Annotated in this window: 21 protein-coding genes; 6 read left to right on the top strand and 15 right to left on the bottom strand. The window is 67.5% G+C overall.

The features are described from left to right. Window positions 1-32 precede the first annotated feature (32 nt). Window positions 33-857 (bottom strand): inositol monophosphatase family protein, encoded by an 825-nt coding sequence (locus tag ACT3UF_RS09995; RefSeq protein ID WP_444502812.1) that lies wholly within the window; start codon window positions 855-857, stop codon window positions 33-35. Between the two features lie 161 nt (window positions 858-1018). Here ACT3UF_RS09995 and ACT3UF_RS10000 point away from each other — a divergent pair, with 161 nt between their 5' ends. Beyond that, entirely contained in the window at window positions 1019-1408 is a 390-nt protein-coding gene (locus ACT3UF_RS10000; protein WP_094450967.1) for a tautomerase family protein, read from the top strand. A gap of 136 nt (window positions 1409-1544) precedes the next feature. On the opposite strand, the gene uppS is transcribed toward ACT3UF_RS10000, so the two are convergent. Next, a complete protein-coding gene (gene uppS / locus ACT3UF_RS10005) occupies window positions 1545-2273 on the bottom strand; it encodes a polyprenyl diphosphate synthase (protein WP_444502813.1) in 729 nt (242 codons plus the stop codon). 269 nt (window positions 2274-2542) lie between these two features. Between uppS and ACT3UF_RS10010 the strand changes: the two genes are divergently transcribed. Next, a complete protein-coding gene (locus ACT3UF_RS10010) occupies window positions 2543-3019 on the top strand; it encodes a DUF2975 domain-containing protein (RefSeq protein WP_444502814.1) in 477 nt (158 codons plus the stop codon). Window positions 3020-3022: 3 nt separating this feature from the next. Further along, a complete protein-coding gene (locus ACT3UF_RS10015) occupies window positions 3023-3277 on the top strand; it encodes a helix-turn-helix domain-containing protein (protein ID WP_444502815.1) in 255 nt (84 codons plus the stop codon). A 207-nt stretch (window positions 3278-3484) separates the two neighbouring features. Here the strand turns inward: ACT3UF_RS10015 and ACT3UF_RS10020 are convergent, their stop codons facing one another. From ACT3UF_RS10020 to ACT3UF_RS10055, 8 genes are all read right to left on the bottom strand, one after another. Beyond that, window positions 3485-5083 carry an L-lactate permease gene (locus tag ACT3UF_RS10020; protein ID WP_444608289.1) on the bottom strand — a complete coding sequence of 533 codons (1599 nt, stop codon included), beginning with the start codon at window positions 5081-5083 and terminating at the stop codon, window positions 3485-3487. A 156-nt stretch (window positions 5084-5239) separates the two neighbouring features. Then, window positions 5240-6187, bottom strand: coding sequence for an L-lactate dehydrogenase (locus ACT3UF_RS10025; protein WP_343926441.1), 948 nt, complete (start codon window positions 6185-6187; stop codon window positions 5240-5242). Between the two features lie 359 nt (window positions 6188-6546). Further along, complete coding sequence (locus tag ACT3UF_RS10030) at window positions 6547-7848, bottom strand: integrase core domain-containing protein (protein WP_158541900.1); 1302 nt, start codon at window positions 7846-7848, stop codon at window positions 6547-6549. A gap of 187 nt (window positions 7849-8035) precedes the next feature. Further along, window positions 8036-9355, bottom strand: a complete 1320-nt coding sequence (locus ACT3UF_RS10035) for a heparan-alpha-glucosaminide N-acetyltransferase domain-containing protein (RefSeq protein ID WP_444608290.1) — start codon at window positions 9353-9355, stop codon at window positions 8036-8038. A gap of 48 nt (window positions 9356-9403) precedes the next feature. Then, a complete protein-coding gene (locus ACT3UF_RS10040; RefSeq protein ID WP_073884858.1) occupies window positions 9404-10690 on the bottom strand; it encodes an ISL3 family transposase in 1287 nt (428 codons plus the stop codon). Window positions 10691-11020: 330 nt separating this feature from the next. After that, entirely contained in the window at window positions 11021-11302 is a 282-nt protein-coding gene (locus ACT3UF_RS10045; RefSeq protein ID WP_444502874.1) for a hypothetical protein, read from the bottom strand. 568 nt (window positions 11303-11870) lie between these two features. Then, window positions 11871-12269, bottom strand: a complete 399-nt coding sequence (locus ACT3UF_RS10050) for a hypothetical protein (protein ID WP_444502873.1) — start codon at window positions 12267-12269, stop codon at window positions 11871-11873. Between the two features lie 310 nt (window positions 12270-12579). After that, a protein-coding gene (locus tag ACT3UF_RS10055) for an IS3 family transposase (RefSeq protein ID WP_444502892.1) occupies window positions 12580-13982 on the bottom strand; the annotation gives its coding sequence in 2 pieces (ribosomal slippage) (window positions 12580-13625 and window positions 13625-13982; 1404 coding nt in all). A gap of 92 nt (window positions 13983-14074) precedes the next feature. Here ACT3UF_RS10055 and ACT3UF_RS10060 point away from each other — a divergent pair. Beyond that, window positions 14075-14422, top strand: a complete 348-nt coding sequence (locus ACT3UF_RS10060; RefSeq protein ID WP_444608291.1) for a carbohydrate ABC transporter permease — start codon at window positions 14075-14077, stop codon at window positions 14420-14422. Window positions 14423-14662: 240 nt separating this feature from the next. Then, window positions 14663-14830, top strand: coding sequence for a hypothetical protein (locus ACT3UF_RS10065; protein WP_444608292.1), 168 nt, complete (start codon window positions 14663-14665; stop codon window positions 14828-14830). 222 nt (window positions 14831-15052) lie between these two features. On the opposite strand, the gene ACT3UF_RS10070 is transcribed toward ACT3UF_RS10065, so the two are convergent. The 3 genes from ACT3UF_RS10070 to ACT3UF_RS10080 form a co-directional block, all read right to left on the bottom strand. Then, window positions 15053-17059 (bottom strand): GMC oxidoreductase, encoded by a 2007-nt coding sequence (locus tag ACT3UF_RS10070; RefSeq protein WP_444608293.1) that lies wholly within the window; start codon window positions 17057-17059, stop codon window positions 15053-15055. A gap of 233 nt (window positions 17060-17292) precedes the next feature. Then, entirely contained in the window at window positions 17293-19113 is a 1821-nt protein-coding gene (locus ACT3UF_RS10075) for a hypothetical protein (protein ID WP_444608294.1), read from the bottom strand. A gap of 62 nt (window positions 19114-19175) precedes the next feature. Further along, the gene (locus ACT3UF_RS10080) at window positions 19176-20024 is read right to left on the bottom strand and encodes a GIY-YIG nuclease family protein (protein WP_444608295.1); all 849 of its coding nucleotides are present in this window, start codon (window positions 20022-20024) and stop codon (window positions 19176-19178) included. Between the two features lie 303 nt (window positions 20025-20327). Here ACT3UF_RS10080 and ACT3UF_RS10085 point away from each other — a divergent pair, with 303 nt between their 5' ends. Next, window positions 20328-21200: a hypothetical protein gene (locus ACT3UF_RS10085; protein WP_441446295.1), complete on the top strand. Its 873-nt coding sequence runs from the start codon at window positions 20328-20330 to the stop codon at window positions 21198-21200. 64 nt (window positions 21201-21264) lie between these two features. On the opposite strand, the gene ACT3UF_RS10090 is transcribed toward ACT3UF_RS10085, so the two are convergent. After that, the gene (locus ACT3UF_RS10090; protein WP_444599803.1) at window positions 21265-22008 is read right to left on the bottom strand and encodes a DUF429 domain-containing protein; all 744 of its coding nucleotides are present in this window, start codon (window positions 22006-22008) and stop codon (window positions 21265-21267) included. Further along, window positions 22005-22184 (bottom strand): hypothetical protein, encoded by a 180-nt coding sequence (locus ACT3UF_RS10095; RefSeq protein WP_444608296.1) that lies wholly within the window; start codon window positions 22182-22184, stop codon window positions 22005-22007. The genes ACT3UF_RS10090 and ACT3UF_RS10095 overlap by 4 nt, the downstream gene beginning before the upstream one ends.

Raw genomic sequence — 22184 nt, forward strand, 5'->3', positions numbered from 1 at the left:
CTTGGGACGGAGCCCCCGCTAGGTCGTCCCGCTCAGCTGGCTGCCACCATCACCTCGTCCTTTGGAAGATCGATCGCGGGCGCCAGGACACTGCGCAGCTCTTCGACAGTCTTTGGGTGGCCAACGATGGTGAGTTCTCCTGTGCTGTCCTGGAGGACACGGGCTCCGGCCTCCTGTGCGATCAGGGAGCCTCCGATGACATCCCAAACCGAGTTCTGGTACGCCAGCAGCGCCCCCAACCGACCGAGGGCCAGCAATCCCCAGTCGGCCGATGGGGCCCAAGACCGCAGGACTCGTTTGCTTGAGCGCTCCAGTGCTTCGAACATGACGTTGCGGCGAGAGTCGTCGGCACCAACGTCATACCCCTGGGTGTAGGAGATGGTGCTGCGGGCCAGAGTGTCTGCGCTACCAAGCATCAGCTGGCGCGTCTCGCCCGATTCTCCCGGCGTGACGTGCGCGCCTTCGCCCCGAATCGCCCAGTACGTGCGGCGCCGTGGGGAGTCATGCACAGCCGCTACCAAGGGGGCATCCCCGCGACAGAGCGTGATGCACACTCCATACACGTCCAGCCCGAGGACATAGTTGTGGGTGCCGTCGAGTGGATCGATCAACCATCGGAGCGTGGCGCCGGCGCCGGCGCCCTGTTCGCCGTCTTCCTCGCCGAGGATCCCATGATCGGGGTAGCGTTCCGCGATGCCAGCAGCGATCATCCTTTCCGCCTCCCGGTCGACGTGCGTGACAAGGTCTACGCCGTCTCCTTTCGACTCGATGCGGACCCTCTGCTGCTCGGATACGGCGAAGTCCCCCGCCTGACGGGCGAGGGAGATGGCGAGGTCAGCAGCGCTGCGATAATCCATTTGCCGACCGTACAAGAGGCGCCGGACGCTTCGACGCACGCCGCGCGGCTCTCACTCGCTATCGGCAGCCCGACACCGGCGACGCCAGTCAGGTGTCGCGATGCCGTCTCGACTGGGCATAGCCCACGCAGCGCGGCTGTTCTCTGGGATAACGTCCGTTGATGGCCCAGATCATCGTGTACGGCGCAGCCGCCTCGCTCCACAGGAACCGCGCGAGGTTGTCCGACGCCATCCACGGCGCGGTCATGACAGCTCTCGCGTACCCGCCCGAGAAGAGGTTTCATCGCTTCATCGCGCTCGAGCCCGAGGACTTCGTCCATCCCAGCGATCGGGGCGACGACTACACGATCATCGAGATTTCGATGTTCGCGGGCAGGTCTGATGGGGCTAAGCGGCAACTCATTCAAGAGTTGTTCGATCGGATCGAGGGCGAAGTAGGCATCGCTCCACACAGCGTGGAGATCACCATCACCGAGACTCCCAAGGTGAACTGGGGCATACGTGGTCACAACGCGGAGGATCTCGCACTGGGGTACACGGTCGAGGTGTAGCCCACGGTGGCACCACCGGATTCGGGCGCAAGCACGGGATCGCCGCATCGACAAGTGGGGTCGTGCTGTTCGCCTGGGGTATACCCCACGGCGCAGGTCTGTCACAGAGCTGCCGTTTCGGACCCTGTCGGGTGCGCTACGTTGCCGTCCGGCCGCGCTTGGTGGCGTAGTAGCTGAGCGCATCGTCGAGGTCAGACTCGCTGAACGCCGGCCACGGGTGCTGCACGACGTAGAGCTCGGCGCTCGTGGTCTGCCAGGGGAAGAAGCCCGAGGTGCGACTGTCGCCGCCGGTGCGGATGATCAGGTCGATGTCCTTCACTGGGCCACCGGCGAGCTGTTCCGAGACCGCATCCACGGTGAGACCGTCGAGCTCCCCGGCTTTGAGGTGGAGAACGGCGCGCTGAACGGCGGAGACGATGTCTGCGTGGGCGTCGTAGCCGATAGCGAGCGTGAGATGCCGGGGCCGATCGGCCGTTTCCTGGATCGCGCGCTCGAGCGCTGCTCGGGCCGGGGCAGGAAGCACATCCAGATCGCCACTGACGTGGAGCTGCCAGCTCTGAGCCGCCTTCACCCGGTCCGGGATGATCTCCTCGATCAGCGTGAAGAGGTAGCGGACCTCTTGGGAGTCACGCTTGCGGATGTTGTCGGCGGACAAGACGTAGGCGCTGGCATGGTCGATGCTCCGTGCGCTGAGCCAGGCCATGAAATTGGAGAGGTGCTCCGCACCGGCCTTGTGGCCGAAGCCCACGTCAACATGCCGTTGAGTCTTCGCCCAGCGTCGATTGCCGTCCATGATGACCCCAATGTGACGCGGCCGCGGGACGGCCAGAGATGCAGGTCGGCTCGACGCGGCGTGGAGTTCCATGACCTCACCGTAGGACGCACAGCACGCCGGCGACTGTTGTCCGAAGCCGTATCGACAGGATCTTCATCAACGGGCGCTTCCAGCATCCCGTCGACGGGGCACCCGTCCCGTACGGGTGTCTCACTGGCGCAGCTGTCACTCACGGCCGAGGCGTCGGACGCTTCCTGCTCCCTGCCGCCCCACACCCCATCTGCGGTGGCTGAGACGGCTAGCGGGGGCGGACGCGGCTACCGATTGACTTTCGATAGATAGCGATTGATACTCAACGTATGACTCGTGGCCTCGCTCGAACCCTTCAAGTCGTTGCTGTCCTCTCGGGCTTCGGCCTCCTCTTCGCCCAAGTCGTGGTCGTGCCGGTGGTCTCCGGGTGGATGGCGGACGCGTACCCGGAGTTCGCGTGGGCGCGATGGCAGCTGGCCATCTCGCTGATCGCCTTCCTGGCCTGCATCCAAGCCACACTGCTGGCCACGTGGGAGCTGCTGGGCCGCGTTGCCCGGGACGAGATCTTCGACGCTGAGGCGCGGCGGTGGGTCGATGTCATCCTCGGCGCCCTCGGTGCCGGATGGTGCATCGCTCTGGTCACCGGCGCATGGCAGACGATCCAGGGCGTTTCTGCTCCGTGGATCGTCCTGACGGAGTTGCTCGGTCTGATGGTCGGTCTCGCTGTCGTCCTGCTGATCGTCGTCCTCAGAGGCCTGCTTGTCCGAGCGACCGCGCTCAAGGTCGAGATGGATGCGGTTGTCTGAGCGATGGCCATCGTCAGTCGCATCGATGTGGAACTCGCTCGACAGAAGATGAGCGTCGGGGAGTTCGCCGATCGGGTGGGCATCACGCCGGCCAACATCGCAGTACTCAAGAACGGTCGCGCCAAGGCCGTCCGCCTGTCGACGTTGGATGCGATGTGTCGCGTCCTCCAATGCCAGCCGGGCGACCTGTTCGAGTGGGTCGATGACGGAACTGAAGGCGCAGATGCCGGCGATCCCGGCATCAATGACTCCCGGTGACCGAGAGTCGAGGCGGCGCAGACCCGAGCGGGCCGAACGGCGTGTCCTGATTGGGTATGCCCAGTGCGACAGATGTGTCGCAAAAGTGCACTTTCGAGCCCTATTGGGAACCGTAAAAGACCTTTCAGTAACTGTCCTGCTGGGGTGCCCCAGTTCGGGACGCACCTCGCGACGCCGCGCGTGGCGCCTCGCTGTGCGTCTGTCCCCTCACAACAGGGCCAGGATGAAGTTCCAGCTGCAGATCACTGCGAGCATAGCGAGGCTGTAGCCGATCGATGCGCGCATGATCTCGCTCTCCCTGCCATTGAGGCCCACGGCTCCGGCCGCGATGGCGATCGACTGCGGGGAGATTACCTTGGCGGTGGTTCCACCGGCGGTGTTCGCACCGACCAGCAGCGCCGGATCAGCCTGGATGCCCTGAGCGGTGGCGACCTGCAGAGGGGCGAAGAGGGTGTTGTTGTTGACCACCGAGCCCGTCAGGAACACCCCGATCCAGCCGATAATGGGAGCGATCAGAGGGAAGACCGGACCGGTGCCGGCCAGAGCGGTACCCATCGCATTTGATCCGCCGGAGTAGTTGGCGATGTTGGCGAGCACCAGGATCACCGTGATCAGCACGATGGCGCCGCTGAGCATCGTGAAGGTGGCGCGCAGCTCACCGAACAGCGCTCTCGCGTCCACCTGGGGAGTGGTGAAGAACGACGTGAGCACGGCGAGGAGGATCGCGGTTCCGGTAGCGCCCAGGATGGAGAGGTTCCAGGTCGTCTCCACCGCGGTCCCGGCTGCGGTGGTGATCTGACCGGTCACCCCGGGGATCGGCAGGGCGAGCGTGGTGACAGCGAGGGCTCCGCTGCTGAACAGTTCCTTCACGGGGGGGATGGACCACACCAGGATGAAGCCGGTGAGGATGTAGAAGGGGCTCCACGCCACCAGGACCTGCTTGGCCGTCGGCGGTCCCATCGCAGCTGGCGCGCTGTCTCCTTCGCGGTAGGTCCTGCGAGGGGACCAGACGCGGCACAGTGCCATCAATGCGAGCATGGCGCTGAGACCGGCGCCGAGGTCAGCGAGCTCAGGGCCGAGGAACCACAGGGTCCCCGCTTGCACCGCGCTGAACACCAGGGTCACCGTGAGGGCAGCGGGAAGCGTCTCGCGTAGCCCCCGCACTCCATCGATGATCATCACCAGCAGGAACGGAACCAGCAGGGTGAGCGGTTGCAGCACAAGCACCAGTGCTCGGGATAGATCCAGGACCTCCATCCCGGTGATCTGTGCTCCGACGAGGACTGGTACCCCGATAGCGCCGTAGGCGCCGGCAGCCACGTTCCCGACCAGGGCGATCATCGCGGCTCTCACCGGGCCGAAGCCGAGTTGTACCAGAAGGGCCGCGCAAATAGCGATGGGGACCCCGAACCCGGCGGCTCCCTCCAGGAAGGCCCCGAAGGCGAACGCGATCAGCAGCACCTGGATCCGCTGGTCCGCCGAGACGGCGCTGATCGAAGCTCGGATCACGTCGAAACGTCCGGAGACGACGCTGATCCGGTAGAGCCAGACGGCCATCACGATGATGTAGGCGATGGGCCACAGCGCCGTGAGCGCTCCGCCGAGAGCGGCGCCCGCGGCGGCGCGGACGGGCATGCCGAACACTGCGAGGGCGACGGTCACCTCGACTGCCAACGCGATCAGTCCGGCCTTCAGCCCGGTGAGCTTCAGCAGCACCAGGCACAGCAGGAACACGAAGATCGGGATTGCGGCGACGAGGCCGGAGAGAAGGAGGTTATCGAGCGGATCGATCTGCTGGGTCCACACAGGGAATCCTCAGGACGAGCCGACGCGGGGTGCCCGGTCGGCGGTGGGAAGGGGTACGGCTGGCCGGGCCGGACGGTTTGCCCCGCACGGTGCGGAGCGTGCCGTCATGACGAGACCGGGATGAGCCGGTGCACTGTGGCGTGCCCGGCGAAGGGGTCAGGCGCGCAGGCCGGCCGCGACCTCGCTCAGCGATGCCGCAGAGCGGTGGAGGAGCTCGCGCTCGTGGTCGGAGAATGGGGTCTCTGCGATGGGGTGGGCGCCGGTGCGGTTGACCACGCAGGGCACGGACAGGGCGATGCCCTCCAGGCCCTGGATGCCCGAGAGCACCGGCGCGACAGGGATGATCGCGTTCTCGTCATTCAGGATCGCCTCGACGATCCTCGTGCTCGACAAGCCGATCGCGTAGTTCGTCGCGCCCTTCCCCTGGATGACCGCATACGCGGCATCGCGGACATCCACTGCAATCTGGTCGAGAGTTGACTGCTCGAAGACCCGTTCCCCATTGACCGTCCAGTCCAGGAGGGGAACGGTGCCGATGCTCGCGCTGGACCACAGCGGGAACTCGGTGTCACCGTGCTCGCCGACGATCATGGCGTGCACGCTGGATGCGGAAACTCCAGCGCGGCGCGCGATCTCCCAGCGCAGGCGGGAGGAGTCCAGCGTGGTGCCGGAGGCGAAGATGCGCTCGGCGGGTAGCCCGCTGGCTTCCTTAGCGAGCATGGTGAGGACGTCGCAAGGATTGGAGACAATGACGTAGACCGCGTCGGGCGAGACCTTCAACAGCTGCTCCATCAGCGAGCCCATGATGCGGGCATTTGTGGCAGCGAGCTCGATACGGGTCTGACCGGGCTTCTGCTTGGCGCCGGCGGTAATTACCACGACGTCGGAGTCGGCCGTGACGGCGATGTCGCTGCCACCGCTGATCTCGGTGGCGCCGACGAACTTCGCACCGTGGGCGAGGTCCAGGACCTCCGCGCGAGTCTTCTCTGGAGCGATGTCGTACAAAGCGATATGGCGGGCGGCCCCACGAATCATCGCGGCGTAGGCCACGCTCGATCCGACAGCTCCAGCGCCGACGACGGTCAACTTGCTCACTGTTCTCATAGTGCGAATCTACCCGGGACACCGGGTGTCTGAGCAGGACCTCTAACACGCTGACAGCGGCGCTAGAACCGTTGGACGCAACACTCCCTGGGTAGGCGTATCGGACGGTTGTGGAGGTCAACTGTGAGCCTGCGCGAGGGCCCGGCGAGCCTTGTCCTGGGAGAGAGGTCGAGGTGGGCCCCAAGGTCGGCAGATGCACTCACTCGACTAAAGCCATCGTGCCCCATTCGGGTATACCCAGTGCGACAGATCTGTCGCAAAAGTGCATTTTTGGACCCTATTGGGAACCGTAAAGAACCTGTGATGTCTCAGGACTTCGGTGACAGTTCTGTATCAGGACATCGGTGACAGTTGATGTCTCAGGACATCGGTGACGGTTCGGGGTTCTTCGGTGGCCGGCCTCGGCGTTTGCCGCTCCGTTGACCCGTGTGCTTGGAGGCGTATCGGATGCCGAGCGGGGGCCAAGCGTGCTCGGCCAGGATCTCGCCGTGAAGGTCGACGAACGTGACGCTGGCCTGTTCGACGAGGACGTGCACTTCCTGCTGGGCATGAGGGTAGGAGACCTGGAACGCGACGCCGTGGAGGGTGATCGTGCCGTTGTTGTTCACCACCCGTGTTCGTTCACCGGTCTGGATGACCCGCTCCCGGGGGAGCTTCCGGGAACGCTTCTTGCTGTCCCCGACGGACTCGATGATCAGGCTGGGCTCCACGACAGGCCGGGGAGACGGTGCCGGCTCAGTCGCGTCCCAGGCTTGGCGTGGTGTGATCCGTCCGGGAAGTCCCTGGTGAGGGCGTTGCTCGTTATAGATGACGTCGAACTCGTCGACCTGTGCTTGGAGCTCTTCGATGCTTCCCGCGATGGGCTGCTTGTCCAGCCAGCGGAACAAGGTCTGGTGGAATCGTTCGTTCTTGCCCTGCGTGGTCGGCTTGTAGGGCTTCCCGGTGATCGCCTCGACTCCCAGCGCGGTCACGTGGATGACGAGCTGGCCCTTCATCCCACGGCGCGTGGGGTTCAGCGCGGCTCCGTTGTCGGTGAGCAGACGCTGTGGAGTTCCGCAACGCGCGGTGCCCTTGTTGAACACCGCGATCGCTGCTTCAGCGGTCTCGCTGCCCGCCACGTGAGAGGCGACCGCGAGGCGCGAATGATCGTCCTGGAGCTGGAAGATCACGCAGGTCCGGCCGTTGGTGAGGACGTACTGGGTCGCATCCAGCTGCCAGCACGCGTTCGGTGCCGGATAGACGAACCGCCGCCAGGACGCGCGAGGCCGCTTCCTCGGCTCCAGTCGAGCCACGCCTCGTTCGCGGAAGATCCGTGCCAGGGCCGCGATCGATGGCGCTTCAAGTCCCATCGCTTTCATCCGGTCGTGGACGCTGATCGGACCGTGATCCAGCCCAGACGCTTCGAGTGCGGCGCGGACCTGAACAGCCTGGTCCTTGACCTCTTCATCGAGCTGGCCCGGGGAGGTATGTGGTCGTTTGGTGCGGGGCTCGAGCACGGCCGCGGGCCCATCGACGCGGGCGCGAGCACGGAGGACGTAGAACGTCTTGCGCGAGATGCCGTGCTCGACGCAGAACGTGCTCACCGACCCACGCGGCGCGTCATCAGGCCACCGCGAGATGGCCAGGCGGACAGTGGGATCGACGGGCTCGTTTCTGCTCACCGCCCATTTTTACCGGCGAAGTGTCACCACCAAGAGCCACGGAAGTGTCACCGATGTCCTGATACAGAACTGTCACCGATGTCCTGCGACATAACAGAACCGTAAAGAACCCGCTGGTAACTGTCCTGCTGGGGTGCCCCAGTTCGGGACGTCTCTCGCGATGCCGCGCGTGACACGTCTCTTCATGTCAATCTCGTTGGTGCGGGTCGGTGGCGGTGGTGGCTGTTTCTGTTCGGTGGTGTGGGGTGGGTTGGGGTGAGAGCCAGCGGGCGGTTCGGGCGGTGAAGCGTTCGAGTGGGCCCCGTCCGAGGAACGCGGCCCATGTGGTGCAGGCGATGGCGAGGCCGAGGATGAGGAGTAGGCAAGCGGGGTTGCTGGTGAGGTAGCCGGCGGGTCCGGTGAGCGCGAGGATGACGAGGGCGTGGAGGGTGTAGGCGGTCAGGGGCATCGCGCCGATGGCGGACAGGGGCAGGAGTACCCATCGCAGGGGGCGTGAGAGAAGTGTCGAGGCACCGATGATGAACAGGGCGAGTCCGCCCGAGGTGAAGATCTCCAGCACGGACCCTGAGTGCGGGGCGGTAGATACCACGGAGCCGATCAGCATTGGAAGGGGTGCCATGTCGGAGAGGCGCTCGGGGTAGGTGCTCCAGTCACCGCCGTAGTCGTCCCAGTAGCTCGAGGATGAGCTGCTTTCGTCGATCCGGGTTTCGCTGTAGTCCTGGGGTTCGCAGTACACGACGGGGTCATATGGGGGCGCGGGGTAGCAGAGCAGTCCGGTTCCGTCGATTTCGTCGAAGGGCACCATCGGTACTTCGTCCTCGTACCCCGTGGAGCCTTTCGAGCTGGATTCCCACGAGCTGGAGTAGCCGGTGGAGCTCCACGAGGAGTATTCCTGGTACTCCGGGAGCAGGACTCCTAGGGCTGCGCTGAGGGCGAGGCCGAGGAGGGTGCCGGTGATCGCGAGGGTCGCGCCGATCGCGGTGATCAGGCCTGCGGTGCGGGGGCGGGTCAGGGGGAGACGTCCCAGGGCCATGCCGACCAGCGTCAGGGGTGCCCAGGTCGTGAGGGGGTAGATCCCGACGATGAGGAGGTTGCTGCCGGCGCCGTAAGCACCCAGGGACAGCGTCTCCAGGAGCGTGATCAGGATCGGATCGAACAGCGCGAGGGGGATTGCGCACTGGATGAGGCGTGAGGGTCGCAGGCGAAGAACGGGGATCGCTGCGACATACAGGAGTCCGTAGAAGGTGAGGATCACGGCGATGCCCACGCCGAGGAGTTCGAGCGCGAGCCCGATCGCGAAGATCGCGGCCCCCCGGCCGACGAGAGCCAGCCGCAGGCGGGGCAGGTCCTCGGGCTGGGGGATGCGTTCGCGGCCGGTGAGCAAGGCGATTGAGATGCCGGCGAGGACGGCGAACAGGATCGAGGAGTTGCCGTTCACGATGTTCAGGTAGCTGAACGGGTCGCTCCAGGCAAAAGGAGGGAAGTCGCCGAGGTGGGCGGCGACCATACCGGGCTCTTCGCGGTTCGTGGTGAATGACCCTGCTGTGGCGGGTATTCACGCTACGGTTCTCGCGGCGCTGGTGAGCAGGATACGCGTCCGGTAGTTCTCCGCGTTGCGGAATCCGCGGCCGGTGCGTTTGATGTTCTTGATGCCGGTGTTGCCCGCTTCGACCTTCGCGGTGGTTGCGCCGGTGACGATGAGGACCTCGATGGCGTCCCACCAGGTCACGACGGTGTCGTAGAGCTTCGTGGCCTCGGGCATGTTCGCGATCTGGACGAAGTAGCCCATCCGCATCCGCTCCTGCCAGGCCTGGGCGAGAGTGTCGGTGGCCAGCAGGCGTCGGAGCTGCTCCTTGATGCCCCAGGAGGCCGAGAGCTCGTCGGTGGGGTCGTCGGTGCGGAACACCCTCTCCAACCGCTCCCACGCCCTCGGGGTCAGGGTGTCGCCGCCGCGCAGCAGCAGCATCCGGTGGGCCCAGGCCGGGTCGTCCTTGCGGCCCCGACGACCGCGATGGGTGCGGGCCAGGCGCTGCCTGACGGTGGTGACCATGTCGTTCCCGAGCTTGACCAGGTGGAACTTGTCGACCGAGACCGCGGCGCGAGGCAGCCAGGTCCGCAGCGCCTTGCGGAACGCGGCCGAGGGATCGATCGCGACGATCTCGATCCGCTCCCGCCACTGCTCAGAGCGCTGCGCGAGCCAATCCCCGACGGCCCTGGAGTCCCGGCCGTCGACGATGCCGAGGACCTGCCCGGTGGCCAGGTCGACCAGCGTCGTCATCCACGGCTCGAACCGTCTCCAAGCGCCCTCGTCGGTGCGGAACCAGCGCACTGACCGGTAGCGGTGCTCATCGACCCCCAGACGCCTGACCCGCACGTCGTCGACGTCAGGCAGGACCACTGCGGCGGCGCTGAGGGCGGCCTGGACCAGCCACCACGAGACGCCGTGGGCCCGGGCCACCTCGGAGGCTGCACGGCCGGAACGGATCACGGCAGAGACGACCTGGTCCCGCAGTCGGGTCGTCGAGCGTGCGTATCGCGGGATCTGCTCGGTGGCCTCGGCGAACGTGCCCCGGGCACAGGCCGGCTCCAGACAGAACCAGCGCCGCTTGGCCCACACCACCACCGCTGCGCCAGCGACGGGAACGTCCCGGACCTGCTGTGACCGGCGGGAATGGACCTTCGTCGCCAGCACGCCGCAGGACGGACAGCCCGGCGGGACGGTCGAGGCGATCACCACCCGCCGGCCCCCGTCGGGCAGGTCGACGGCATCGATGACGCGGTAATTGGGCAAGTTGAAGATCGTGCTCGCAGCATCACGCTGCGAACCAGTACTCTCGTGCACAGGCTCGTGGTCCTCTGAGATTCGGATGTCTTGACAACACCCATCACAGCAGGACCACGAGCCGTTCTACGTCAACGACGCGACGCTCCCCATCACCACGAACCGGGAAGAGCCCCATACCGAGTATCGCGAGACCCCGGGCGATGTCCAGACCATTCAGGCGAGGAGGGTTCACCAGGCGCGCAAGCCGCTCGCGAGGGCCGACCGTAAGGGACGCGGCCGGAGCGCTTGCGGGGGGAAGAAGTGACGTCACCACCGGATAGTAAGCGGTACCCAGCCTCCAAGCAGTCTGACTACTGAAACTACTGGGCGGCGAGCTGTCAGTCGGGATTAGCTGCTACCGGTGGCGGGGGCTTCGAACGGGAGAGACCCGTCTTTTGGCGCGGGTTGCGCACCGTCAAGTGGAGTCACCGTTGACCACGGGGTGTCGCCATCTTGCTTGGTCAGGAAGAGAATCAGATCTTCTTCAGCATCCAGAGGGTCACCGTTCGGGTAAGGCGCGCCGTCAGTGCATGTCTCCGGGATGGAGGCGACCGCTTCCGTGTCTGCCAGGTCTCCCTTGAGAACTTGCAACACGTCCACGTCGTGCACAGCGGCATCGAGCCCGAACATGTTCGTCACCTCTGTAGAGGCACTTGATCGACCGATGATCACGGCATCTGCCTCGTCGAAAGCTACCTGGGGATCTGACAGGTCTGCCCACGAGACGCATGTTTCGGCCTCAACTCCACGATCGCGCTCACTCGCGCAACCAGACATCACAATGAGCACGAGGGCTCCGGAAGCAACGATATTGGGACTCGGCTGGCCATGACGGTCAGTATGCCCTGAATCTCGCAGCGGGCCTATGCATCCCTGGGTAGACCCAGTGCGACAGATCTGTCGCAAAAGCCCGCTTCGGGCCCTATTGAAAACCGTAAAAACCATCTAGTGCTTTTCCTGCTGGCGTGCCCAGTTCGGGACGCACCTCGTGACGCCGTGCGTGATGCCTCGCGGCGCGTCAGTCCCGAGCCTCCGGCTGATGAGTAGCAGGTTTCGCTCCGTTGCTTACCCGCCTTGAGATCTACGCACAGGGGAGGTTCGATGCTCTGGGCACCACGTATCGGAAAGGCTGGCTGCGCCCCATGGCCTGCCGGCCGCGCCTGGTTCCCACGGTCCGGGTAGGGGCGCTTTTCTGCGTTCAGGGCTCGTGAGCCAGAGATCTGTTCGTCTCGTCGGTCCAGACAGGGTATTCGGGGTCTGCCTGGCCGAGTGGGACTCGCCAGAGGCGGTGCAGGTGTCCGTGGTGGGCGCGGGTAGCGATCCAGGCACGTCCAGACTCCAGCGTGCCGAAGACTTTTACCGGGTCCGTGTCGTCCTCGGGCCTCTCTTGGAGCTTGTCGGCCTTCACGGCGACCCACACGAACGGCTGTGCGGGCGTGCCGGGGTCTTCGGTGATGTCGAAATCGATCCAGTGCACGCCGAAGCCGGGGTGAAGCGATTCGGTCGCGATGGCGTCTTGCTCGCGCAGGTGCGCTCCGATCAGTGGTCTGTTCGGCCCGAAGATGGTGGGGTCACAGGTCGACACCTCACGGAACATGAGCAGGACTCGGCGGGGGCTGTTCGGCCGATTCGGGCGCTCCCTACGAAAGGGCCACATGGCAAACCTCTCGCGCGAAATGGGCTGATGCTTGGAGCGTACTGGCGTTCAGCACCAGGAGGCGCCGGAATACTCCCCGATGCGAGCGCTACTCAATCGAAGATGCTCTCGGGTGGTGGGGTGAGCCAGACAATATCCGTGCCGGGCTTGTCGCCAGGGAACTCGACTGGGTGCGCGCTGCGGAGTGCGACGAAGTACTGCGTTCCTTCGGGGGTCCGGAAATTGTCAAGGTGGATGAGACCAGTGGGAGTTAGGCGGCGATCTCGTAGTTGGGCTGGTGCTGCTCTTGTTGGTGGGGTTTGTTGATCCAGGCGGCCTCGGGCAGGGCGAGGGCCTTGGGGGTGTGGTCGGTGCCGAACCGCTCGGGGTGCGCAGCACGCGCCGTAGCGAGGACCCGGACGCGCTCGGTGGCCTTCGCGGTGGCGAGGCCGTAGTGGACGTCTGCCGGGGTGTGCAGGCCGAGTCCTTGGTGGCGGTGCTCGTGGTTGTACCAGGTCACAAACTCGTCGAGGAACCCGCGCGCAGCGGCCAGGCAGGTGAACCGTTCGGGGAAGACCGGCGCGTACTTCAACGTCTTGAACCAGGCCTCGGAGAAGGGATTGTCATTGGAGACCTTCGGCCGCGAGTGCGACCGCACGACTCCCAGATCGCTGAGCAGGGTAGCGACGGACTTCGAGGTCATCGAGGTGCCGCGGTCGGCGTGGACAACGTCCGGGATGCCGTGGATAGTGAACACTTCACGCATCATCTCCTCGGCCAGCAGGCCTGTTTCGCGGGCGTGGACGTGGACTCCGACGATGTAGCGGGAGTAGATATCGATCATCACGTAGGCGTCGTAGTAGACGCCCTTGACCGACCCCGCCAGCTTCGTGATGTCCCAGGTATAGACCTGGCCCGGCCCCGTGGCCACCAGTTCCGGTATCTTCCGGGCAGGATGACGGGCCTGGCGACGGCGCTCTTTGACCATCGTGTGCTCCGCCAGGATCCGATACATGCTCGAGACCGAACAGAGGTAGACACCGCGGTCCAGCAGGGTGGCGAAGACCTGCATCGGAGTGGAATCGACGAACTCGGTACTGGTCAGCACGGCCAGCACCGTGGCCCTCTCGGCGCAGGTCAGACGGTTCGCCGGCTCCCTCGCTTCCAGCGGGGTGGGCACTGTCCGGGACCGGCGGCGCAGGGCCGTCGCGCGGGGCACCCCGGTCAGGCCAGCCGCGGCCCGGGTATTGGTCCCCGAGATCGTCAGCTGGTCATAGGCGTCCATCAGCGCCGCTTGCGCTTCGTCTCGGTGTCCGCGCTCTCGGAGATGTCTTCCAAGAGCGCGCGTGCTTTTCCCATGATCTCCAGCGCCGCCTCGGTCCGGCCCAGCCGCTGCTGGGTCGTCTCCAGCTCTCGACGCAGCCGGGCGATCTCAGCCTGGTCCTTGCTGGGCCGACCAACACTCTGACCGGCCGACTTGCCCTCGAGCACCCCGGCGTCACGCAGGCGACGCCACTCGGTGATCAGCGAGGAATACAAGCCCTCGCGGCGCAGGTAAGCACCGCCCTCGTTCTGGTCCCGGGCCTGCTCGTAGGCCTCAAGATGGGCCAGCTTCTGCTGCGGGGTGAAGGTGCGACGATGAGGCCCGCCGGCACGGGGATGCGAAGTGCTCATGACTCCATCATCGACCGCGGACGGCACTGCGGAAAGCATGGAACTACTCATGGTTGTTGATCCTGATCTCGCCCTGCGGAGGCGGACTTGCTATGAACCACTGGTCTCAACTCACCCTGACACGCAGGGACGGCGCCGGGGAGTTCCGCGCCTTCTTCTCCGTGGTGCTGCCCACCTGCGGGCCGCTCATCGGAGTGCTCGTGATCCTCGCGTTCATGGCCCGGTGGAACGACTTCCTGTGGCCGATGGTGGTGCTGCAGGGCACCGAGAGCCTCACGGTGCCGGTGGCGCTGTCCACTCTGACGAACAATCCGGCCTTCGCCTCCCCGTGGGGTGCCGTGATGGCGGTGGCGACCGTGACCGTGCTGCCGATCCTGGTGGTGTTCCTGGCCTTCCAGCGGCAGTTCGTGCAGGGGATCTCGAGCACCGGGATCAAGTGAGGGGGATCAGCCCACAGCGCCCGTGATCCCGGAGGATCGCGAGGACAGCGAAGAGCTGAGCTCCCGCAGCCGCTCCGCCGGAGCTCCCCGGAAAGCTGTCATGGCTCCTCGCTGGTCTCTCAGAGGCGGTCGGCCCGTGGTCCCACGGCAGGCGGGGGTCGAGGGGCGCTTTGGGGTTTCTCCTCGCGACGAGGCCCGCCGCGCGTACTCTGGCAGCACGACGACGAGGGAGGCTTCATCATGAGCGCTCGGTCCGGAGATCCCCTTCACGAACCGTTCCCCGGGTCGGGGGAGACGCCCCTCCCACAGCTCGAGGACGACGAGACGACGGCGCCCCGCCCGGAGGAGGAGATCGCCGACGAGCTGCGCTCCGAGCCCGATCCGGACGGTCGCCCTCACGACGGCTGACACGCCGCGCACCGCACGGTCACGGCAGGCGCTGCGGGCAGCGCCACTGCACCACAGGGGAAGGGAGCATCCATGGGACGACGACGCCGCCGCAGTATGGACGGAAACAGCTCCGGGCACCTGCTGCTCGCCTTTCTGGAGCTGGCCGAGTGGCTGTGGGCCGTGCTGAGGTTCGCGGTGCGCATCCCGGCGCTGCTGCTGCGGCTCTTGATCTGAGAACGCTCACCCCGCCCGCACCACCCCGTCGCTGATCCGCAGCGCGTTCGCGAGGATCGTCAGCACCGGGTTCACCCCGCCGTTGGTCACGTGCGTGGACCCGTCGGCGACCACGATGTTCTCGTGACCCCACACCCGTCCGTCCGCTCCCACCACCGAGCTGCGCGGGTCGGTGCCCATCCGGCAGGTGCCGGCCTGGTGCTGACCGGCGCTCGGCGGTGAGTCCGGCCCGATCGGGCCCATCGGCTGTACCTCCACCGCGCCGGCCTCCCGCAGCCAGGCGGCCGCACGCTGGGTGAGCATCTCGCGGCCGCGGAGGTCCTCCGGATGCAGGCTCCCGCTGAGCCGCACGGTCGACCTCCCCAGGCGGTCGCGGAATCCGGCGTCGATCCGCACCCGCGAGCTCGACGAGGTGACCTCCTGGATCGGGCCCACGATCCGCGCGAATCGCAGCATCGCGCCCTCCACCTCGGGGGAGCCGAGCCGCGCCGTCGGCGGGACCAGCCCCGTGTCGCGCAGGGACTGATGCGTGCTGGCGGGGGTGGGGACGAACTCGTCGGCGAGGATCCCGCCGCCGATCACGCCGTCGTTGCCGTGCCGGAAGTCTGCGGTGGAGATGCTGGGGCCGGGACCGCGCAGGTCCACCACCTCCTCAGCGAACAGCGCGGAGGCGCCGCCGTAGGCATGGCCCTGCAGGTGACGGCCCACCTGGTCGTGCGCGTTCCCGAGCCCGCCCGGGAAGGCGTCGCAGGCGCTGTCCAGCAGCAGCCGTGCGCTCTCGATCGCGCCCGCGGCGAGCACCACCGTCCCGGCGCCCACGGTACGGCGCCAGATCCTCCCGCCCTTCTCTCCCACGAGGTCCACGGACCGGGCGCGGCCGGCGGCGTCCACGAGGATCCGCGCCGCCTGGGCGCCGGGGAGCAGCGTCGCGTTGCCGCTGGCCAGAGCGCGGGGGAGCGTGGTGTTGTGGCTGCCGGCCCGTGCCCGGACCGGGCAGTCGAAGCCGACGCACTGCGCGCAGCGACTGCAGGCGGCTCGGCCCCCGTGGGGGCGGCTGTTGACCAGCAGCGGCACCGGCTGGGTCCCGAACCCGAGCCGTTCCGCGGCGCCGGCCAGCAGCCCGGTCAGCGGTGACGGCGCCAGCGGACCCATCGGCAGCGGCGCGCTGCGCGGGCCCTCCCACGGATCGTGCCCGGTGGTCCCGGAGACGCCGAGCATCGTCTCCACGCGCGCATAGAACGGCTCCAGAGCGTCGTAGCCGATCGGCCAGTCCGCGAGCGCGCTGCCTCCCGGCACCCCGTAGGTGCTGGCCATCGCGAAGTCCTCGGGAGCGAGCCGCCACGCTTGGGCGCCGTAGACCCGGGTGCCGCCGCCGATCGTCATCGCGTTCTTGCTCCACAGCCCCTGCGCGGCGGTCACCTCCTCGCGGCGCTCGCCGACCTCCACCCGCCGGATCTCCGAGTCGGGGCCGGGGCCGACGTTCGTGAACAGTCCGACGCCGGCGCGCGGGGTGCGCAGCGGCTCGGTGAGCAGCGAGGATCTCTCCGGCAGTCTCCCGCGCTCGACGATCAGCGTGCGCCATCCGGCCTCGGCGAGGGTCTGCGCCGCCATGCCGCCGCCCGCTCCGGAGCCGATCACGATCACGTCGTAGGAGTCCTCGATCGTCTCGGGGGAGGCGAGGTCCGCAGCGGTGAGGTCCAGCGGCAGCTGGGCCGATTCCGGCGCCGGGGACCAGGCCGTGAGGTGCGGCGCGAGCGTCGGGCCGACGCGGTCCTCGGTCAGTCCCCGCTCGTAGAGCAGGTGGCCGACGATCGTGCGGAGCCGGTGCAGGGTCGAGGGATCCTCGGCGCGGTCGGCCGCGAGGACGTCCTGCGCCCAGGTGGCCCCGTCGGACGCCTCGAGCGCGCGCAGTCGCGCGACCAGCGCGCGAGCGAGGTGGGGGCTCGCGATCCCTGGGTCGAGCGAGTCCAGGACGGGCCGGAGCAGGGGATCGGTGGGGTGGTCGGCGTGCAAGGGGCCTCCGATACGTCGAGCTCGAAGCTACTCGAAGATTTTTAGAGTAGTTGTGAGCACTTCAGGGCTGATGAGTGAAGCCATGCTTCACGGCAGGGACCAGGTGGCACGAGGGTCGCGAGACGACTTTCCGTCCCAGTGGACCACTCCGCCGGTGCGCATCTCTTCGAGCTGCGTCTGCACTCGGGGGCGGGAACGTCCGGTCGACAGGCCGGGCGTCCGAGAAGCGCCTCTCACTCCGCCCGCAGCACGTCCCGCACGCGCAGCAGCTCCGTCCGCGCCGTGCCGAGCAGCAGCCCGGGGTCGGCGAGGGCGATGCCGTCGAAGCGGTGGGGGAGCGCCGCGGCCTCCTTCAGGGTGCGGGCGCGCTGGCTAGGAGAGCTGCGCAGCTCGAAGGCGCGGCGCAGGTCCTTCTCGTGAAGGGGCGCCGGTGAGTACCCCATGAGGGCGTTGCCGCGGGCGATGAGCGAGACGACGGCCGCGGCGGTGTTGCGGGTGCTCGCCTTCCGTCGCAGCACGGCAGGGTCCAGCTGCGTGATGCGCACCAGCAGGCGCCGGCACGCGGTGAGCAGCTCGTCGACGTCAGCCACGGCGGGTTGCTCGCTCAGCAACGCCGTCACCCCGTCGACCAGGTGCGCGTCGACCTCGGCGGCGAGGTCCCGCAGATCTGCGGGGATCTGCGGGAGCGCGAGCTCCTCGGCGGGCAGCGGAGTCGTCTCCAGCTCCGCGAGCGCGTCGAATCCGCCGGCGCGCAGGGCGAGATCCGCCATGCGCAGGGCGGTGGGATCCTCGTGCTCGAGCGCGAAATCGACCTGCTCCTCAAGCCGCCGCGCGCGCATTCGTGGGTCGGCGCGACGTGCCGGGAACTGCTCCAGCAGCGGGGCGACCGCGCTGAGCGTTTGCGCGATCACGGACGGCTCCTCGCCGGTCCGCTCGAGGGACCAGGCGATCAGCGCCGGCAGGGCGAGAGGGATCTGCGCGATCTGCTCCTCGGAGAGGATCGGGGTCGTGGGCAGGACATCAGAGAGCATCCACTCGGCGAGCTCCGGGTCCCAGCCCAGCGGATCGCCGAAGGTCGCATCGAGCACGACCATCAGGAAAGCGGCCAGGTCCTGTGCGTCTTTGCCGAGTTCGAGATCGGCGGCAGGTGCGGAGGCGAGGAACTCCTCGACCAGGTCGGTGCCGTCCTCCAGGATCCACGGCGGGTGCTCCGGGATCGGGTCGCCGGCGGAGAACCCGCTGACGAGGTCATCCTCATAGCCCTCTCCGCCGTCCGGCAGCAGGCCGACTGCGAATTCCACGAAGGACCGCAGCATCGGCCACTGCTCCCCGAACCCGGCCTGCTCGACGTCTCTCGGAGTGCTGGTGAGTGCCTGACGGAAGCGGGCGCCCGCATCGGCCAGGGTGACGGTCTCCAGCATCTCGTCCAGGGAGTCCCCGTCCCGCGCCATGATCTCCCGGTACGTGCGGGTGACCTCGTCCATCGGCTCGCCGATCGCGAAGGCGTCCTTCATGTACGGCACCGGGCTCCACTCGATGTAGGTGATGAGCACGGCCCGCACGCCGCGAGGGAGCAGCAGCTCCACCATCAGGTTCTCCCCGGCGCCATCGGAGAACGCGAGAGCCTCGGTGACGGAGGCCTGCGCGAGACCGGACACCTGTGGCGGCATCGGCTGACGGCGAGTGGTCAGCCCTGCCTGTGCCCGAGAGCGGAGGCCCTCGTCGGGGCTCATCGCCGCGACCATGTGCAGCAGGGCGGTGGTCTCTGCGACGTCGATCTCGAGGAAGGTGTCCAGCAGGTCCACGCCCTCGGGCAGCTCCTCGAGATGGTGCTGCGGGTCCGCCATCTCCATGATCAGAGGCGCGGCGGCGACCCAGAACGCTGTCGGGTCCTCGGAGCGCAGCGCCGGGCGGAGCACCCGGATCAGCGGGTTCTCGGCCGCCGGTTCGACGGGGGCGGGGGCTCGGTGCGGGCTATGCGGCGCGCGGCGGCTCGCGCGGTGGCGGGCGGCGCCCTGCCCGAGCGGGTTGCGGTCGTGGCGGCGTCGGTTCATGGGGGTATTCCATCAGGTGCCCGCCGACGGGGCGAGACGGCGGGGTCCGCGATCAGTGGCCCTCAGTTCCGATTCAGGCCGAAGGTCCGTGACATGAGCGCGTCCTTGTAGTGCGCCTCCGACGCGTCGACGTCCGCCTTCGGGGTGTCGGGGCCGAACACGCGCAGGATGCTGAAGCGGAACCATGCCGCATGCTCGATGTCGCCGGCCAGGAGGCGTCGTAGACCGACGTTGTCGCCGTGCCCGGTCTGGGCGTAGCGGCGCCATCTGCCGAGAAGGCGTTCGGTGCCATCCGCCTTGCCGACGTAGTGCTTCCCGGTGCTCTGATCGGTGATCAGGTAGATCCCCTGCACGGAGCTCAGCGCGTGCTGCCATGCCCGATACCGGGAGCTCTCGACCATGTCCTGGAGCTCGGTGAAGGGGATGATCACCCGGTCGAAACCCGGGAAGGGGACGGCAGCCGGGTCGGCGATCTCGACGAGGGGGAAGCCCGCGGCGGGCCCGCCCTTCTTCGCCCAGTTGATGGTGTCCCCGGACCATTCCACGACCAGGCGCTCTCGCAGCGAGCTGAGCAGGTCGGAGGGGCGCAGGTTGAAGTAGCGATGCTCTGCGGTCTCCTTGGAGAGCACCGGCCCGTGGTTCTCGTAGGCGGTGAGGAACCTCGAACGGCGCTTGCCGTCGGCCATGAAGGTGAGCCAGAGCGGGGGAGCGGTCGCCGGCACCTTGTTCCTGTGCGTCTGGCGGCGGGTGTAGGCGAGCACCTTCTCGGGAGTCAGATCGGCGGTCCCGGTGAGGCCGTCGGGCGTGTACGTGTGCCGGATGGCCAGGATGTCGTCGATCCGCACCCCGGCGGCCTCCAGGACGGTGCCCAGGGTGAGGCGCCCGGACCAAGACCAAGGGTTCTCTGTCATGCGGTCTCTCTGCTCCTCGAAGTGCACGGCTCGGTGTCGACGGCTCTGGGTGCCGCGGGAACGCTGGTGTCAAGCGAAGCGTAGGGCACAGCGGAGACACCGGGAGAGCACTGTTCATGACGCCCAGATCGGCGACGCCCGGTGCACCGGCCGCACACCGCCTGCGCTGATCAGCGCCCGGCCTCCGACTCGACGGAGGGTGTCGACAACGTCAGACCAACTCCATCTGTCGGCGACCCCAGCTCTCTTCGAAACCCGCCGATGATCTGGAAGGATGGGAACCCCGATCCTTGGAGTGACCTCGTGAATGCCAGATCCTTCCGTCGCGGAATCCAGGCAGCGACCGCCATGGCCGTGGCGACGCTGATCGCCCTGGCGGGCTGCGGTCCCGCTGAGGACCCGCCCGCTTCGGAGACGGAGGCCGTCGAGCAGGACGGCCCGACCGGCGACGAGGATCCGGCCGCCGGCGGGAACGAGGAGGAGCGAGCCAGTGGGGACGAGGTCCCTGGCTCTGTAGAACGCCGTGCACTGGTGTTCGTCCATGTCGTCGAGCCCGAGCGACTGGTCGACGAGGACGGCGAGACGCGGTTGCCATCCGCGGACCTCGCCGAGATCGTCCAGTACCTGGGAGGGGTGGCCGAGGGTCCCTCGCCGGGATCTGATCCGGCATCCTGCGAGAGCGACCTGCGCTATGTCGCGAGCGCCGACGTGCGCTGCACGGTGACGGCGGACTTCGACGGCACGGAACGGGACGAGACCGTCTACGCCCATCCCATCGCGGCCCCGGGTGGAGCGCACGGAGTCCTGTACACGGTCGACGAGCCGCTCGCCGAGGACGCTCGGTGGGCGACTTTCAACGGGGACAACGAGGCCACGGCCATCGGAATGGGCGGCGTCTACGGCATGAACCCGATCCCCGCCGGCCAGCTGGTCGCGGACATGCAGACCGTCATCGATTTCGACTTCAGGCATGCCCCGGTCGACACTTCGCAGTGGACCTTCACCGTCCAGGACTGCCCGAGCGCCCTGGACTTCGAGCAGCTCGCCCCGGTCCGATGCACCGCCACGCATGAGGAGACCGGGGCCGAGCACATCGCCTGGGCACTGCCCGGCACCTTCTACGGCCAGGAGCCGGGCCTGATCGTCAGCGTTGAGCTGGTCCCTGCAGCAGGGTGAAAGGCCTCTCGTCCGGTTCCTCATGGGGGGGGGAGGGGAGCGACCGCCTGACCGGCGAGGACCCTCACTCCGGCGTGGGCAGCCAGATCCATCCTTCGTCGGCCGCGGCGGCGGCGAGTTCCGCTCGCGGAGAGATCGCCCTGCCGAGGAGCACCTCTCGGGCTACCACCGCGGCGATCACAGCATCGAGTGCATCGTCCGAGGACGCGCACACGTCCTCGTGTCCTGCCCAGTCCAGCCACGACCAGCGGGCGCTGAGCGCTTCGACGAGCTCGCCGCGCACCAGAGCTCCGGCGGCCTTCTTGTAGCGCTGGGCGCCGAATCCCCAGGCGGCCAGCGCGGCGCCCGGGTAGACCTCGCAGGCCACACCGCTTCCGTCGAGCGGGGTGGGGATGTCCTGCTCCCGCAGGCGCGCGGCGATCGCTGCCCAGCGGATGGCAGGGTAGGCGATCTTGTCCGCTGCGACGCTGAGAGGCGTCTTGCCCACCCGCCTGCGCACCTCGAGATCCGTCTGTCGGAAGAGTACGGCCCGGCGCCAGTCCGGTCCGGTGTCCGCCGGGGACTCGAGGTCGCCGGCCTGGTGCCCGGCGACCAGATCGACGAAACGGCGCGGCCATCCGAAGGGCACGTCCACGCCGGCTTTCGAGGCGGGAAGGATCGCCGCGAGGACGTCGTCGTCGCTCGCCCCCACGTGGACGTCGTCGAGGCGGACCGCGTGGTCCTCCTCGCGAAGCACCGCGAGACCTGTCCTGCGCGGGTCCGCCGCGAGATCGATGCCGGCGAAGAGCCGAGGGCCCACCGTTCTCACCCGTCCGACCTCGAGAACCGGTTCGTCATGTGGTTGCTCGCCGTGGCGAGGACGTCGCCCAGCAGCGCGTCCGTCGCGGTGCGGATCTGCTCGGCGATCGTCGGATTCGCCTCGGCGAGCAGGGCAGGGACCTGGACGTCGTTGGCCGATGACGCCGCCGCGGTCGCCGCGTGCAC

Origin of the sequence: Brachybacterium sp. AOP24-D1-21 (assembly GCF_052378665.1) — a bacterium.
Taxonomy (GTDB): Bacteria; Actinomycetota; Actinomycetes; order Actinomycetales; family Dermabacteraceae; genus Brachybacterium.